Genomic DNA, 16,320 nt, shown 5'->3' with positions numbered 1-16,320 from the left:
AAAACTGGCCAGGATTGCGTGGGGCGTATTCAAGAGTGGCAAGGAATTCGACCCAGCCATGCTGAAGGTAGGCCAAGCCTGCTTCCAACAGGCTTGACCACGAACATAGGATCTCGGCTCTACAAAGCGCGGCAGCAGCCGAGCATGGGCTCGGCTCTACAAAGCGCTGGAGCAGTCGAGCAAGCTCGACTCTACTGCTGTTGACGGGTCAGCTCGCCCGGCGTCCAGTGCAGGACCCACTGATACGGTCCTTCCGGCGGGCAGACGTGGCGGAAGTGGCGGGGAATCTCGCAGACCGTCGCACCGGCGGTCACGATGAAGTCGACAATGATGCGGCTGCCCTCAATGCGGATGGACTACACCGCACCTGGTATCTGCATGCCTGCATCATTGGCGTAGCCGGATGCGCGGATGGCGGCGTAGTCCTCGGCATCAACCGGCGACAGGCTTTTCGGATTCTCCTTGCCGCGTGGATCATCCGGCGTCAGTGCCGTCATCACGGCAACGACGTTTCTTTGTGCGAACGCTCCCCCGGTGTAGGTGGACGTGTAGAAGTAGATGATCTCAGAACGGCCATCGCCGTCCAGATCGGCCACGCCGGTCCAGGCAGGTCGGAAGTCAAGTTCGATGTCATCGCCCGGAATGAGCTGCAGCGCAGCCTCGGCCGCCTTCAGCGCCTGCACCAGGCTGGGCGGCGCGGGTGCCGCCTGCAGGGGCAGGGCCAGCGCGGCCAGAATCAATGCAGAAAATGCGCGGGCAAAGCGACGTACGTGCATGGAGGCCTCCGTGACCGACGCGCGCAGGCCGCGCACCGGCCACTGCGTTCCTTCATTCATGTGCTGCATCCTGATCCATGGCTTCAATGCCTCGGATCATCGCACAGGCCGCGCACGCGGCGCGGCGCGTGCCCCCCGACTGCTCACCCCGTGGCCGGCGCATCCGTCTGCAGCAGGCTGTCGCGCTCACGTAGGGGGAAGCGGATATGGGCATCTACGCCGTCAGCGCGGAACAGCAGCTGCCCGCTGCCCGCCAGCTCGTAGGGCACGCGTTTCTCGATGAGCGAGCAGCCCAGGCCCCGCCGCTGCGGCGGCGACCAGTCCGAAACCGTCACATGGTGCTCGCACCAGTGCAGGGCCAGCCAGGGACTGCCGCCGTCCTCCGCCTGCACGGACCACGACACGCTGATGCGCCCATCATTGCTGATGGCACCGTACTTGAGTGAGTTCGTCACCAACTCATGCACGGCCAGCGACAGCACCTCGGCCGCTTTCGGCGGCAGCAACAGGTCGGGGCCCTCGAGCCGGTACTGGCCAGATCGATGTACCTGCACCGATATTTCCTCGTCCAGCATGCCACGCAGGCAAACGCCGGCATTGTCGGCGCGGGTCAGCAGCGCCTGCGTGCGCGCCAGCGACATCAGCCGGCCGCACAGGCGCTCTGCATATTCCTCGACGCTCCCCACCGTCTCCTGCGTGCGCCAGGCAATGGCGTGGATCATCGCCATGATGTTGCGCACCCGGTGCTGCAGCTCGGCCAGGAGCACGGCCTGGCGCTCGGTTGCACGCTTCAGCGTGTCGATGTCGATGGCGATGGCGAACACGCCGGTCACCTCACCCTGCGCATCGCGTAGCGGCGCCGCCGCAACGCGTGTCCAGCGCACCTGCCCATCATCATGGGCGAACTGGAATTCCAGCCCTGGCACCACCGTGTCGCCCCGAAGTGCACGGGCGACCGCAAAGTCCTCGGGACCGATCGGGGTCCCATCCTCATGCCAGCCCTGCCAGCGCTGCATGTTGTCGGCGTCGCGCGAAGGCAACTCACCGGTGGGCAGGTAGGCGCGCATCTGCTCGTTGGACTGCAGCACCCGGCCCTCGGTATCGACGATGCACAGCCCCACCGGCAGCATCTGGAAGGCGAGTGACAGGCGTTCGTCACTCTGCCGCCGGCGCTGCTGCTCGTGCGCCCGCGCCGCGTGCGCCGTGTGCGCGGACGTGGTCTCGAACATCGTTACCAGCACCCCTTCGATACGGCCGCCGGCGTCACGGATCGGGCTGTAGGTGATGGTGAACCAGATGTCTTCCAGCACGCCCTGCCGGGCCAGCGGGTAGAGCTTGTCCTCGTAGGTGATGGTCTCGCCCTGCCAGACGCGGGCATAGAGGGGGCCATTGATGTGCCACACCTCCGGCCAGCAGACGCGCGTGGCCTGGCCCAGGCCGCCCGGGTGCTTGTCGGCCAGGATCTCGGCGTAGCCATCGTTGTACAGCTGGACCAGTTCCTCGCCCCACAGCACGATCATCGGGAAACCATGGGCCAGCATCAGGTCGACCGTTGCCCGCAGGTGCGGCGCCCAGTCATCGCGGCCCCCCAGCGGCGTCGTTGACCAGTCATGTGCGGCGATGCGCTCGGCCATGCCGCCACGCAGCGCGTGCAGCGGAGGCGACGTGGGCAGTACCGGCGTGGTCGCCACGGGCGAACTCATCTGCAATCGGTTACCCATGCGCAGCCTTCAATGCCCACCTGCACCAGCACGCGTGGCCTGCACCAGCGTCTCCAGCTGCTGGGCCAGCGCCTGTATGTGATAGGGCTTGGCGCAGCGCGGGACGTCGGCGAACCGGCTGGGCACGTTGTCGTCATAGCCGGAGGTCAGCAGGAAGGGGATGCCGGCTTCGACCAGGCGATCCGCCAGGGGGTAGACCTGCTGGCCGCCCAGGTTGATATCGAGCAGGGCCACATCAATGGGCTGTTCATCCACCAGCCTGCCCAGCGCGGCAAGGTCGCCTGCGGGCCCGACGACCTGCACGCCCTTCAGTTCCAGGTAGTCGACCAGGAACATGGCGATGGCGAATTCATCTTCCGCCACCAGCACACGCACCCCTTCCAGGCCCGGATTATCAACGGCTTCCAACACGTACAACGCTCCTGTCCAGGCGGCACTCCCGACTGTTGCAGGCAAAGGGTGGCCAATCGGCCTACAAGAGCGCGTGACGACCGCGCGCAGGTGCCCGCGCCGGGCCGGCGACGGTACCATTTCCCGTCCTCCACTCTCCCTGACCCGCCATGGCCTACGCCCGCATCATCTCCACCGCCGACAACTACCTGCACCACGTCAGCAACGGCACCTTCAGCGTCGACGCCGACGAGCCGGCCACGCTGGGCGGACAGGGCCGCGGCTTTGCCCCCTTCGATCTGTACCTGGCGTCGCTGGCGTCGTGCACCGCCATCACCCTGCGCATATATGCCCAGCGCAAGGGCTGGGAGCTGGGCGAGTTCCATGCCGAACTGCGTTCGGAGCGCGATGAGGATGGGCGCCTGCACGTGCACCGCGTGCTGCATGCCAGCGCCGAACTGAGCGACGCGCAGTGGTCGCGGCTGCTGGAGGTGGTGGAGAAGACCCCGGTGACCCTGGTGATGCGCGAAGGCGCCCGCATTACCAGCGAACGCGGCCAGGCCGGCTGACGGCCGGATTTCAGAGCGGCAGTTCGGTGGTCTGCTTGATCCGCTGCATTTGGATCTCGGTCATGGTGTTCTGCACGCCGGCGATCCGGTTCAGGTGCCGGATCTGGAACTGGCGGTAGGCGTCGAGATCGGCCACCGTCACTCGCAGCAGGAAATCGCAGTCGCCCGCCATCAGGTGGCACTCGAGTATTTCCGGGAAGGACTTGATGCCGTTGATGACGTGGTTGCTGGTGTCCTCCTCCTGCACGCGCAGCCAGACCCGCACAAACGGGGTAAACCCCCGGCCCACCTTGGCCGGGTTCAGCAGTGCCACGTAGCGATCGATCAAACCGCCCTCCTCCAGCACCGGCCTGGCCGCAGTGTGGCTGCTGGCGGAGGACGCAGCATGATCCTCGGCGGACTGATCCACTGGACCGCGCTGCTGACCATCGTGCTGATGGAGGCCGCCCCGGGCTGCGTGCTGATCTCGGTGATCGCACCGGACTTCGAGGCGGACAACCCGGCCGACCTGGCTGGCGATCACCCTGCTGGCCGCCACCCGGTTGTCGATGCTGCCGACGGTACCGATCGGCGTGGTGTCGGCGGGTGTGCTGCGCTGCGTGTTGGGGTGAATTGGCATCCGCCGGGCATGGCCCGGCGCCCCCTCATGACCCCGGCCCGTCAGCGCTGGGCCATCCCCGGCGCCGTGCCATCACCCTGCGCTGCTGGATGCCAGCAGGCACAGGCTGCGGGCGGGCAAGGTCCATTGCCCCTCCTCATCCATCTCCAGTGGCGCGTCGTCGGTCTGCAGGACCACGCGACGGAACGACAGCGTCTGGTCGGAAGGCCGGAACCGCCGCTCCTGGTCGCTGGGGTTCAACAGCAAGGCCAGGCTGACATGGCGCCCGGGCTCCCGCAGTCCGCTGTCCGGGCTGCGGCCGTCCAGCACGATCAACAGCGCCCGCTGGTCGGGGTTGTGCCAGTCGCCCTCGCCCATTGGGGCCCCATCGGGACGCCGCCACTCGATGTCGCGCATTCCGAGCGACGCGTCGAAGTCACCGGTCAGGAAGCGATTGCGTCGCAACAGCCCATAGCGCCGGCGCAATGCCAACGCGCGCCGCACGAAGGCCGCCTGCGCCTGCGGACCCGGCTGCGCCGCGCGCTCCCAGTCGATCCAGCTCAGCGGATTGTCCTGGCAGTAGGCATTGTTGTTACCCTGCTGCGAATGGCCGAACTCATCGCCGGCCAGCAGCATCGGCGTGCCCTGCGCGAGCAGCAGTGTTCCCAGCAGATTCCGCATCTGCCGCGAACGCAGGGCGAGGATGCCCGCATCGTCGGTATCGCCTTCCACGCCGTGGTTGCACGAGAGGTTGTGCGAGTGGCCGTCGCGGTTGTCCTCGCCATTGGCCTCGTTGTGGCGGTCGTTGTAGCTCACCAGGTCGTGCAGGGTGTAGCCGTCGTGCGCGGTGACCAGGTTGATACTGGCCGAGGGCCGGCGGCCGTGATGATCGAACAGGTCCGCAGACCCGGTGAAGCGGGCCGCGAACTCCGGCAACTGGCCCGCATCCCCCCGCCACAGCGCACGGGTCGTGTCACGGAACCGGTCATTCCACTCGGCCCATCCCGGCGGGAACTGACCCAGCTGATAGCCGCCGGGACCGATGTCCCATGGCTCGGCGATCAGCTTCACCTGGCTCAGCACCGGGTCCTGGCGCACCGCATCGAGGAAGCTGCCCGACGGATCAAAGCCATGGCGCTCGCGCCCGAGGATGGTGGCCAGGTCGAAGCGGAAGCCATCGACGCGCATCTCGGCCACCCAGTAGCGCAGCGAATCCATCACCATGCGCAGCGCGCCGGCGTTGGTCAGGTCGAAGGTATTTCCGGTGCCGGTATCGTTGATATAGAAGCGGCGGTCATCAGCCAGCCGGTAGTAGCTGGCGTTGTCGATGCCCTTGAACGAGAGCGTCGGCCCCAGTTCATTGCCTTCGGCAGTGTGGTTGTAGACCACGTCCAGGATCACTTCGATGCCCACGCTGTGCAGGCGGGCGATCATCTGCTTGAACTCGGCCACCGTCTCCAGCGACAGGTAGCGCGGCTGCGGCGCGAAGAAGCCGATGGTGTTGTAGCCCCAGTAATTGCGCAGGCCGCGCTCCAGCAGCTGCTGGTCGTCGACGTAGGCATGCACCGGCAGCAGCTCGATGGCCGTCACCCCAAGATGCACCAGATGGTCCACCACAGCATCGTGCCGCAGCGCCGAGAAGGTGCCTCGCTCGGCCTGGGGAACGCCCGGATGCTGCATGGTCAGTCCACGCACGTGTGCTTCGTAGATGACCGAGCGGTCCCAGGGCGTTGCGGGCGCGCGCTCGCTGCCCCAGCTGAACGCGGGATCGATCACCGCGCAGCGCGGCATGTACGGCGCGCTGTCACGGCGGTCGAAGCTCAGATCGGCATCGCGGTGTCCCAGCGTATAGCCGAACAGATGCGGCGCCCATTTGATCTCACCCACGATCTGCTTGGCATACGGGTCCAGCAGCAGCTTGTTCGGATTGAAACGGTGTCCATCCTGCGGCGCATAGGGACCGTGCACGCGGTAGCCATAGCGCTGGCCCGGGCGCACGTCCGGCAGGTAGCCGTGCCACACCTCGTTGGTGTACTCCGGCAGCGCGATGCGCTCGATCTCGCGGTTGCGTGAATCGAACAGGCACAGCTCGACCTTGTTGGCATGGCGCGAGTACAGCGCAAAATTCACTCCCAGCCCATCCCAGGTCGCGCCCAGCGGGAACGGCCTGCCCTCGCGAACGCGCGAGCTCTGTGTCCACTTACGGGTTGCCATCGTTCTCGTCCTTACCCGCATGAAGGGCTGCTATTTCTGCTTCCACCAACCGCTCGGCCATGTGCCAATGACGTTGTTCCTGCCCATCCGGACGGCCCTCGGCCTCCCAGATCTGATGCGCCAGCATCTCGATACGGCGGCGTCGCTCACTGCTGTCCATCTGCCCCACTCTCCTGGCTGATCCACACCGCAACGGGGCTGCCGGCAAACAGCAGCGCATCCGAAACGGAACCGTTGAAAACCTCCGTGCGACCGTCCAGAACGTTGTGCATCGTTCGTTGCGGCAGCGCACACACGCGCTGCTGCGCATCCTCTGTCCACACAAGGCCAGGACCGGGGCATCGTTCGGCACTCGCCCTGCGCACCGCGACCAGCAGCACCTGCCCCGCGTGCTCGCGCACGAAGACCACATCTGCCGAAGCGGAATCGCACAGGTCCTGCAGCGTGCCGCGCAGGAACACGGCCGGATGCTCGCGCCGCAGCTGCAGCAGCCGCGAAAGCAGGCGCATCTTCGGCGCGCCTTCGTGCCAGTCCTGCAGCAACTGCGACCACGATCGATCATCAGCCAGTGCCTGTGCGCGCTGTGCGAAATCCACGGGGCGCCTGTTATCCGGATCGACCAGACTGAGATCCCAGAACTCGGTACCCTGGTAGATATCGGGAACACCCGGCAGGCACAGCTGCAGGCACAGCTGTGCAAGCCCGTTGCTGGCCCCGGCGGCCGCCAGCGTCCCCACGAAACCAGCCAGTGCATCGCGCACGCCCTGCAGTTCGCTGGCGTGCATCAAGGCCTGGAGCCACTGCTGCGAGGCGTCTTCAACGGCGAGGTCCGGATCGAGCCAGCTACTGATCCGCTTGCCTTCCCGCAGCGCCTTGCGCAGCCACTGGTCCATGCGCTGTGGGAAGTCCACTGCGGGCGCACCGTGCATCGGCCAGGCGCCAACCAGCGCCTGCCACAGTGCATAGCTTTCAGCGGCAGGCAATGGCATCGGCATCCCTGCCGCCGCGCACTGCTGCTCCCAATCGGCCAGCGCCGACTGCCATGCCCCGATGTCGCCGCTGATCAGCGCCAGGCGCGCACGCGCATCAGGGCCGCGCTTATGGTCGTGCGTGGCCAGGGCCAGCATCGCCAGGGGATGCTGATGCGCGCGCGCCTTGGCGAGTCCAATCAGTGCATCGCCCTCAAGGCCGATGCGCTGCGGGTCGCTGCCGACTTCGTTGCGGGACAGCGCCCGGTAGTAGCGATAGAACGCCGTGTCTTCCACCGCCTTCGCATTGAGCGGTGCCGAGAGCTGGCCGAACCGCACGCGCAGTTCGTGGCCTTCAGGCGCCTGCAGGGCGCTGACCAGCAGACTCACGGCCGCACGTCCCGCGGCATCGAGTCCCTGCACGGCAGCAGACTCGGCCTTGGCCAGGAAACTCCGCTCGGCCTGCGTCTGCAGCGCATAGGGGCGATAGACCGGATAGTGACGCAGCAGCGCACAGAGTGCCCGGCGCAATATTGCATCGCTGAGGTCTGCATGGCCTGCGGCCTCACCGATCGCCTGCCGTACGCAGACCAGCAGGCGCTGCAGGTCTGCGTGCAGCGATCCATCCAGCAATGCATCGCGGGCGGCCTGCTGTACCTCCTCCAGATCGCTCATGTCGCCCGAGCGCGCCTGCCACTGCTCACTCAGAGCCTGCGCCGAATCCGGTTCGTGCAGCCACGCACTGGACTGATCCATGAAATCGTAGCCCGTGGTGCCGTCGCACGCCCAACCGGCAGGCAGTGCCTCCCCCTCGGCGAGGATCTTTTCCACGTGCAGGGTGATGTCCGCACCACGACGACCGCCTGCTTCTGCGGCGACACCGAGATGTGCGCGCAGCCGCTGCAGGTAGCCGCCCGGATCGGCCAGACCGTCGATGTGGTCGATCCTCAGGCCATCCACCCAGCCTTCGCGTACCAGCCGCAGCGGCAGCGCGTGCACGGCATCGAAGACGTCTTCGCGCTCGACCCTCAACGCGGCAAGCGAGGTGATGTCGAAGAAGCGCCGGTAGTTGACCTGGTCGCCACCGGTGCGCCACCAGGCCGGGTGATAGTGCTGGCGCTGCAGCAGCATGTGCATGCGCTCTGCGGATCGGTTGCAACGCTCGATCCAACCCTGGCGGGCACCAGGCTGCAATGGGTAGCTGCGCGGCGACAATGGCAGGCGCAGATCGTGGTGGACCAGGCAGGGCTGGTCGTTGAACTCCTCTACCCTCAGAACGCCCGTCTTGATGGCCTCCTGGAGCGGTCGGTCAAGCACGGGCAGCCAGAGTCGCTGGTCCGCGCCGGCTGCCTCCCAGTCAATGTCGAACCACTGCGCGTGACGGCTGCGCCGCCCGTGCATCAGCACGTCCGACCACCAAGCATTCTGCGGCGCGGCGGCCAGATGGTTGGGCACGATGTCCAGCAGCAGCCCCAGCCCACGCTCGCGGGCGCGGCTGGCCAACCGCAGGAAACCGTCCTCGCCGCCCAGTTCCGGGTTGATCCGGGTGGGATCAATACCGTCGTAACCGTGCGTGGAACCCGGCATCGCTGCGGCGATGGGTGACAGATACAGGTGACTGACGCCCAGCGTGGCGAAGTAGTCCGCCTGTGCCGCCGCGGCGTCGAAATCAAAGCCGGCATGCAGCTGCAGGCGCGCGGTCGCGCGAAGTGCGGTCATGCGTGGCCTCCGTCGCGACCCGCGCTGACGCGCTGCAGCCGCGACTGCAGGGCGGCCTCATTCCACTGCAGCGGCAACCGCCGCCGCCAGTTCGGATGGCCGCCGACGGTGCCCGGCAGGTTGACCTGTGTACGCAGTCCCAGCGCATCTTCCAAGGGAAGCAGGGCCAGTCGCGAGGGGGTGCTGGCCAGCAGGCCCAGTGCATCGTCTTCCACGCAATCTCCATGAACCAGGTCGGCCAGCGCCGTGGCATCCAGGCGCCGCTGCGCCAGTGATGCAGGCAGATCTTCGATTTCACCCAGGCGTGCCCGCCAGCGCAGGTCACGTCCACGCAGCCAGCCACCCAGCGGTGGCAGATCGTGGGTGGACGGCATGGCAACCGCATCGCGGCGCCAACGTCGGGCAGGCAGGAACCCCGCCGCATCACGGGTGAACGGCAGGACATCCACACCCAGCAGACCGCGCGCGGCCAGCTGCTGGCGGATGCCTGCCGGAACCACACCCAGGTCCTCACCGATCACCAGGCACTGGTGCCGCCACGATTCCAGCACCAGCAGGTTCAACAGATCCTGCAGCGGAAACTGCAGATAGACCCCGTCGCGGGCGGGGGCGCCCTGCGGCAGCACCCACAGCCGGTGCAGGCCGAGGATATGGTCGATGCGCACGCCACCACGGCCGGCCATGACCGCCCGCAACAGGTGGATGAAAGGTACATAGCCCTGCCTGCGCAGGGCCAGCGGCGAGAAGCCGGTGATGCCCCACGCCTGGCCCTTGGTATTGAAGGCATCAGGTGGCGCACCCAGCTCCAGGCCGGCCAGCATGGCGTGCGCCTGCGTTCGCGCTTCGGCACCGTCGGGTGCACAGCCCACCGCCAGATCGGCTATCAGGCCGATGGCCGCGCCGTTGCTGCGCGCCTGCCAGTGCAGGTCCGTCCAGCAGCGCTGCGCCACCCACTGTGCGAAGGCGTGGTCCTGCGCATCCCCGCTTCGCGCGTCGGCTGCCAGCAAGCAGTAGTCCTGCAGCGCCGCGCCCGCATCGGCCTGCCACTGGCAGACTTCGGCCCACAGATCGGGTTGCGCGTGCTGCAGCTGCAGCCGCGCCGCGCGCAGCCAGCGCCACTTGAGGTCAGCCGCACCTGGCCAGTCGATGCGCCGCGCGGCCGTGGCAGCGTTCACCGCCTCGGCCAGCGCAGGATCCTCCGCCAGCACGGCGTGGGCAGCATCGGGTACCGCCTGCAGCAGCGAGGCCTGCAGCGGGTCCAACCAGCGGCGGTCGCTGGGCGAATATGGACTATAGCCGGCACCCGGCGGCAAGCCGGCGTGCATCGGGCTCAGGGCGAGCGCCTGCCCACCGTGCTGCTGCAGCCGCTGCAGCCAGGGTACACAGCCGGCGCTGTCACCGATGCCGGCATCGCCTACGCTGCGCAGGCTGTAGACCTGCGCCGCCACGCCCCAGCCACGGTCAACTTGGGCGGGCCACCATGCCTTCTGCGGTGCGACGGCGACCGCGATGCGACGCGGCCCCTGCTGCCAATGCCAGTAGCCGGGCTGCAACGGCACCGGCCATCGCCCAGCCTTATCCTGGCGCGCGTCGCGGTGCTGGCCGGTCTCATCGACCCAGCACGCCGCGCCTGCAACACCGGGCAGGACCACCGCCTCCCCGCAGATTGCGGTATGCAGTGGCGCGCCCGCCGTTTCCGCTTGCGGCTGCAGCACCTGCAGCACGGCGCGCAGCACCTCCGGCGCGACCTCGCAGTGCCGCCCGGCAACATCCTCCCACTGCGGCATCAGCCCCGCGGAACGCGCGGCTGCCTGCAGCGCTGTATCGCCGCTCATGCCGGCAGCCAGCGAAGCTGCAGACCACCGCCCGCCTGCAGCAACGGGACGGTGGGCAGTTCCAGCAGCGATTCTCCGTCAGGCAGCGAATGCGGCACTTCGGCAGGCCCTGCGTTGATGGCGATCCACCACTGCCCGGCGGGCAGCTGCCACCCCGCCTGCACCGCGCCCGTGCCCAGCACCGTCGCGCCCAGCGAGCGCGCCTGCTCGAGCCCGGGCTGCAGGCAACGACGACGCAGGGCGAGCAGATCGCGAAGCCACGCCAGCGAGTCCTGTGCCGCAAATCCTGCGCCCGGTGGCGGCACATACGAGGCCTGCAAGGTCGCGGGATCGTTCGGGTCGGGAATCCGCGCCCGCGAGGCGGCGTCGGCAAACGCGCTGAAGCCGGCGAACTCACGCCGACGCCCTTCGCGCACCGCTTCGTCCAGCGGCGCTTGGTAATCGGTAAAGAACAGGAACGGCGAGGTGGCCTGCCACGGCTCGCCCATGAACAGCAGCGGCACCATGGGCGTCAGCACGGTCAGCGCAGTGGCCATGCGCAGCGCCGGAGGATCCAGCAGCTGGCTCAGGCGCTCACCAAAGGCGCGATTGCCAACCTGATCGTGGTTCTGCGCGAATACCACGAAGCGGGACGGCGGCAGGTCGCCACTGGGCTCGCCGCGCGCCTCGCCATGCAGGTCGGGCTCGCCCTGCCAGGCAAAGCCCTCGGCGAGGCAGCGCGCCAGCAGTGCTTCGGCGCGCCCGGCGTAGGCAGCGTAATAGCCCTCGTGCTCCCCGGTCAGCAGCACATGCAGCGCATTGTGGAAGTCATCATTCCACTGCGCCTGGTAGGCGCCTCGCAGCCAGCGCGCCTGGTTGCGCTCGTTTTCCAGCACCAGGTGCGCGTGCGGCACCTCGGTGCGGATCGCGTCGCTCAGCTGCTGCAGGAAGCGGTCATCATCGATGGCGTGCACCGCATCCAGGCGCAGGCCGTCAAACCGATACTCCTGCAGCCACATCAGCGCGTTGTCGATGAAGAAGCGCTGCACATGCGGTTTTTCGAAGTCGATGGCCTCACCCCACGGCGTGCTGCGACCGCTGTGGAAGAAGTCCTTGGCATACTGCGCCAAATGGTTGCCCTGTGGCCCGAAGTGGTTGTAGACCACATCCAGCAGCACCGCCAGGCCGGCGGCATGCGCCGCATCGACGAATCGCTTCAGTGCTTCGGGTCCGCCATAGGCCTGTGCCGGGGCGTAGGGAAATACACCGTCATAGCCCCAGTTGCGGCTGCCTGGAAACTGCGCCACCGGCATCAGCTCGATGGCGGTGATGCCCGTCGCCGCCAGCATCGGCAGCTGCGCCGTCAGCGCGGCAAACCCGCCGGCTGCCTCGACGTGCACCTCGTAGATCACCATGTCCGGCCAGGCGACACCGCCCCAGTCCCGCGTCTGCCAGGCATACGCATCTTCGGTCAGGACGGCGCTTGGGCCTTCAATACCCTCGGGCTGCCAGCGCGAAGCGGGATCCGGCACCTCGCTGCCATCTGGCAGGCGGAAGCGGTAACGATCACCCTGCGCGGCCGCCGTGCGGATCCAATGCAGGCCATCGGCCTGCCGAAGCATCGGTAACGCGGCCCCGCCAAGCACCAGCTCCACTTGGCTGATGTCAGGCGCCCACAGCCGGAACACCACCATCCCCGCGCCCGTTGGCCACGCACCCAGACGACCTGCACCGGTCATGCGACAACCTGCAGATACACCGTCGACATCGGCGGCAGAGTCAGCCGCAGTGATTGCGCGTGCCCGTGCATCGGTCGCGCATCGGTGCCCACCGCGCCCAGGTTGCCGGCGTTGCCGCCCGCATAGTGGTGGCTGTCGGTGTTCAACCGCTCCGACCACAGGCCGGACTCCGGTACACCAACGCGGTAGCCTTCGCGGCGCACGGGCGTGAAATTGCTGACCACCAGCATCGCCGGTGCTTCGCCGGTTGGGTCATGACGGATGAAGGCGTACACGCTGTTGCCGCTGTCGTCGGCCACACTCCAGGCAAAGCCGCGCTCGTCGCGCTCATCGCGATGCAGTGCGGGCTGATGCAGCAGCTGCGCGTTCAGATCACCGACCAGACGCATCAATCCGCCGCCCTCGGCGGTCGCGGCCTGCTGCCATTCCAGTCCGCGCTGGTGTGCCCACTCGCCGGCCTGGCCGAACTCGCCACCCATGAACAGCAGTTTGCTGCCCGGGTGTGCCCACATGAAGGCATAGTACGCGCGCAGCTGGGCGAATTGCTGGGCGCGGTGGCCCGCCATCTTGGTAAGCAGCGAGCCTTTGCCGTGGACCACCTCATCATGCGACAGCGGCAACACGAAACGTTCTGAGAAGGCGTAGACCAGGCCGAAGCTGATCTCGCTGTGATGATGCCGGCGATGTACCGGGTCGCGCTGCAGGTACTGCAACGTGTCGTGCATCCAGCCCATGTTCCATTTATGGGTGAAACCCAGCCCGCCCTCGGCCACCGGGTTGGTCACGCCCGGCCAGGCGGTGCTCTCCTCGGCAATCACCAGCACGTCCGGGAAGCGCTCGCGCAGAGTCTGGTTCATGCGCTGCAGGAAGGCCACCGCCTCCAGGTTCTCGCGGCCGCCCTGTGCATTGGGCACCCACTGCCCCTCGGGCCGGCTGTAATCGCGATACAGCATCGACGCCACTGCATCCACACGCAACCCATCGATATGAAAATGCTCGATCCATTCCAGCGCGCTGCCGATCAGGTAGGCCGACACTTCGTTGCGGCCGTAGTTGTAGATCAGCGTGTCCCAGTCGGCGTGCTTGCCCTCGCGCGGATCGGCGTGCTCGTACAGGGCGGTGCCATCGAAGCGCGCCAGGCCGTGCGCATCATCGGGGAAATGCGCGCTGACCCAATCGACAAGCACACCCAGACCGGCCTGATGGCAACGGTCTACGAAGCGGGCGAAGGCTTCCGGGGGGCCGTAACGCGCGGTCGGTGCGTAGATGCCCAGTGGCTGGTAGCCCCAGGAGCCACCAAACGGATGCTCACTGATCGGCAGCAGCTCAATGTGGGTAAAGCCCAGCCCGGTGACATGGGGGATCAGCCGATCCGCCAGTGCGTCCCAGTCCAGCACGCTGCCGTCCTCGGCGCGTTGCCACGACCCCGCGTGCACTTCATAGATGGACAAAGGCGCGTTGATGCCCCGCTGACGGCGGCGCTGCAGCCAGACATGGTCGTTCCACTGCAGCGGCGCGGCAGGCGCCACGCGTGAGGCGGTGGCCGGCGACCGCTCGGCCCAGCGTGCCATCGGGTCGAGTTTGTCGGGCAGGGTCTGACCGTCTGCGCCGATCAGGCGGAACTTGTAACAGGCGCCCGGCCGCACCCCGGGAATGAACAGCTCCCACACGCCGGCGGCATGGCGCAGCCGCATCGGGTGACGGCGACCGTCCCAGCCATTGAAGTCGCCGACTACCGCCACGCGCTGCGCGTTCGGTGCCCAGACTGCGAAACGCACGCCCTCGATGCCTTCAACGGCCATTTCGGTAGCGCCCAATGCGCGCACCGCTTCGGCGTCGCCCTGATGAATACGCTGCAGCAGCGCCTCATCCAGCAGCGGACCGAACGCATATGCGTCGTGCACCTGCTCGACACCATCGGGGAAGTGCAGCGCGAGCAGCGGGATCGCGTCGGCACCGGCGCGTCCCTCGAACAGGCCAGGCAGCTCAGTGCTGAGAAGGTCCCAGCGGCGGCCGCTGGCCTCGATCACCTCCACCCGCTGTGCGTTCGGCACCAGCGCGCGGATCACACGGCCACCGCTCCCGTCGCCATGCGGGCCCAACCATGCAAACGCATCGGCCGGGAGGCCCTGCGCCAGGGCGTGCACCTCAGTTGCCAACGGCGCAACCGCATCACACTGCGTCACTGCGTCGTAGTCGAACGCCACTGCACCCCGTCCTTCGTCGTTCATGCAGCCACCTGGCAGGTCTGCTGGTACAGCGCCAGGTAGGCCTTGCCGGCCGTTTCCCAGCCGCCCGGACGCAGCATCGCCGCACGTCGCATCGCATGCATCAGCGCCGGCAGCCGGAACGTGCGCATCGCCCGCTCCACGCAGCGGCGCAGGCCATCGGCATTCGCGCCATGGAACAGAAAACCGGTCACGCCGTCCTCAACCGTATCAACCAGGCCACCGGTCGCGTGCGCGACCGGCAGGCAGCCAAAGCGCTGCGCGTACATCTGGCTTAGGCCGCAGGGTTCGAAGCGCGAGGGCATGAGCAGGAAATCAGCGCCGGCAAACATCTGCCGCGCCAGGCCCTCCTCGAAGCCGATGAAGGCGCCGACCCGCCCGGGGTAGCGCTGTGCCAGCGCCTGCACCTGCGCCTCTACCTGCGGCTCGCCACCGCCGATCACCACCAGCTGGCCACCGGCCGCCACAATCTGCGGAGCGACATCACAGGTGATGTCCAGCCCCTTCTGATGGACCAGACGCGAGACCACGGCGAACAGCGGGCCCGACGAGGGCTGCAGCCCGAAGGCCTGGCGCACGGCCTGCGCGTTCTCTTCACGACCCGCGCACTGGCCGATGCCGAAGCGGGCCTTCAAGTGAATATCGCGTCGCGGATCCCAGCTGGCGTCGATGCCATTGACGATGCCACTGAGATGGCCACCGGCAGCGCGTCGCGCCAGCAGTTCGTGCAGGCCGCAGCCATCCTCGGCAGCAGTGATCTGCTGCGCATAGCGAAGGCTGACCGTGTTCAGGCGGGTGGCATTGGCAATGCCGCCCTGCAGGAAGGACATGTGGCCATGGAAATGCAGTTCGTCCAGATGCTCCGCCGGGACACCAAGGGTCGGCGCCAGAGCAAACGGGAACAGGCCCTGATAGGCCAGGTTGTGGATGGTCAGCAGGGTCGGCACGGCGGTGCGATCCCAGCGCACATAGGCAGCGGCCATCGCCACCGGCCAGTCATTCAGGTGCAGCAGCTGCGGCGTCCAGTCCAGCCCGGCACGCCCGGCCGCCAGTTCCGCAGCGGCATGGGACAAGGTGGCAAAGCGCACCGCGTTGTCCTGCCATTCGCGGCCCTGCGCATCCACATATGGCGAGCCCTCGCGTTCATACAGCGCGGGCGACAGCAGCACATAGATCGGCAGACCATCGGCCTGGAGCGCCATTGCCACGGTGCAGGCCGGCAGACCGGCTCGCCCGGCGACGCGACCGACTTCACGAAGATGCGGCAGACGTTGCAGCACTTCGGGATAGCCAGGCAGCAGCACGCGCGCATCACAGTTGCTGCGAACAGCGCGCGGCAGCGCGGCCGCCACATCGCCCAAGCCGCCAGCCTTGACGAAATCCGCCATCTCGGTCGCCACGAACAGCACCCGCTGCACCAGCTCCGGCAGCTCGATCGGCTGGGATGGGCCACGGCGGGTGCCGACCGGCACCAGGTCGAGGGTAGGCAGGGCAGTTTCTGCAACGGGATCGTGCAGGGAATCGGCGACGAGGTCGAGGGCCATGGTGAACTTCTCTGAATCAGTCAGGCAGACGCCAGCCGCG

Annotated in this window: 12 protein-coding genes; 1 reads left to right on the top strand and 11 read right to left on the bottom strand. The window is 67.4% G+C overall.

Annotated elements, in window-relative coordinates; all coding sequences use genetic code 11:
* Positions 1-356: 356 nt before the first annotated feature.
* From FJU31_RS17725 to FJU31_RS17715, 3 genes are read right to left on the bottom strand one after another with little or no spacing between them, the layout of a single operon-like run.
* Positions 357-863 (bottom strand): hypothetical protein, encoded by a 507-nt coding sequence (locus tag FJU31_RS17725; protein WP_246161442.1) that lies wholly within the window; start codon positions 861-863, stop codon positions 357-359.
* Positions 864-919: 56 nt separating this feature from the next.
* A complete protein-coding gene (locus FJU31_RS17720; RefSeq protein ID WP_246161437.1) occupies positions 920-2,479 on the bottom strand; it encodes a sensor histidine kinase in 1,560 nt (519 codons plus the stop codon).
* Between the two features lie 27 nt (positions 2,480-2,506).
* Entirely contained in the window at positions 2,507-2,908 is a 402-nt protein-coding gene (locus FJU31_RS17715) for a response regulator (RefSeq protein ID WP_150455906.1), read from the bottom strand.
* A 149-nt stretch (positions 2,909-3,057) separates the two neighbouring features.
* Here FJU31_RS17715 and FJU31_RS17710 point away from each other — a divergent pair, with 149 nt between their 5' ends.
* Positions 3,058-3,456, top strand: coding sequence for an OsmC family protein (locus FJU31_RS17710; protein WP_150455905.1), 399 nt, complete (start codon positions 3,058-3,060; stop codon positions 3,454-3,456).
* A 10-nt stretch (positions 3,457-3,466) separates the two neighbouring features.
* Here FJU31_RS17710 and FJU31_RS17705 read toward each other — a convergent pair whose 3' ends face one another.
* The 8 genes from FJU31_RS17705 to glgA all read right to left on the bottom strand — a co-directional run bounded on the left by FJU31_RS17705 (position 3,467) and on the right by glgA (position 16,280).
* Positions 3,467-4,075: an Lrp/AsnC family transcriptional regulator gene (locus FJU31_RS17705; RefSeq protein WP_246161436.1), complete on the bottom strand. Its 609-nt coding sequence runs from the start codon at positions 4,073-4,075 to the stop codon at positions 3,467-3,469.
* Positions 4,076-4,147: 72 nt separating this feature from the next.
* Positions 4,148-6,268 carry a glycogen debranching protein GlgX gene (glgX, locus tag FJU31_RS17695; protein WP_150455903.1) on the bottom strand — a complete coding sequence of 707 codons (2,121 nt, stop codon included), beginning with the start codon at positions 6,266-6,268 and terminating at the stop codon, positions 4,148-4,150.
* Positions 6,255-6,428, bottom strand: coding sequence for a DUF2934 domain-containing protein (locus tag FJU31_RS17690; RefSeq protein WP_150455902.1), 174 nt, complete (start codon positions 6,426-6,428; stop codon positions 6,255-6,257). The genes glgX and FJU31_RS17690 overlap by 14 nt, the downstream gene beginning before the upstream one ends.
* A complete protein-coding gene (gene treY, locus FJU31_RS17685; protein WP_150455901.1) occupies positions 6,415-8,955 on the bottom strand; it encodes a malto-oligosyltrehalose synthase in 2,541 nt (846 codons plus the stop codon). The genes FJU31_RS17690 and treY overlap by 14 nt, the downstream gene beginning before the upstream one ends.
* On the bottom strand, positions 8,952-10,790 hold the full coding sequence (locus FJU31_RS17680) for a 4-alpha-glucanotransferase (RefSeq protein ID WP_150455900.1): 1,839 nt from the start codon (positions 10,788-10,790) through the stop codon (positions 8,952-8,954). Before FJU31_RS17680 ends, treY begins: the two co-directional genes overlap by 4 nt.
* The gene (treZ, locus tag FJU31_RS17675) at positions 10,787-12,508 is read right to left on the bottom strand and encodes a malto-oligosyltrehalose trehalohydrolase (RefSeq protein ID WP_150455899.1); all 1,722 of its coding nucleotides are present in this window, start codon (positions 12,506-12,508) and stop codon (positions 10,787-10,789) included. Before treZ ends, FJU31_RS17680 begins: the two co-directional genes overlap by 4 nt.
* Positions 12,505-14,739, bottom strand: coding sequence for a 1,4-alpha-glucan branching protein GlgB (gene glgB, locus FJU31_RS17670; protein WP_150455898.1), 2,235 nt, complete (start codon positions 14,737-14,739; stop codon positions 12,505-12,507). Before glgB ends, treZ begins: the two co-directional genes overlap by 4 nt.
* Positions 14,736-16,280 (bottom strand): glycogen synthase GlgA, encoded by a 1,545-nt coding sequence (gene glgA / locus FJU31_RS17665; protein WP_281290842.1) that lies wholly within the window; start codon positions 16,278-16,280, stop codon positions 14,736-14,738. Before glgA ends, glgB begins: the two co-directional genes overlap by 4 nt.
* Positions 16,281-16,320: the final 40 nt, after the last annotated feature.

Source organism: Stenotrophomonas cyclobalanopsidis (assembly GCF_008710035.1).
Lineage (GTDB): Bacteria > Pseudomonadota > Gammaproteobacteria > Xanthomonadales > Xanthomonadaceae > Stenotrophomonas > Stenotrophomonas cyclobalanopsidis.
Note: the sequence above shows the minus strand (reverse complement) of the source record. Positions and strands in the feature narration are given on the sequence as shown.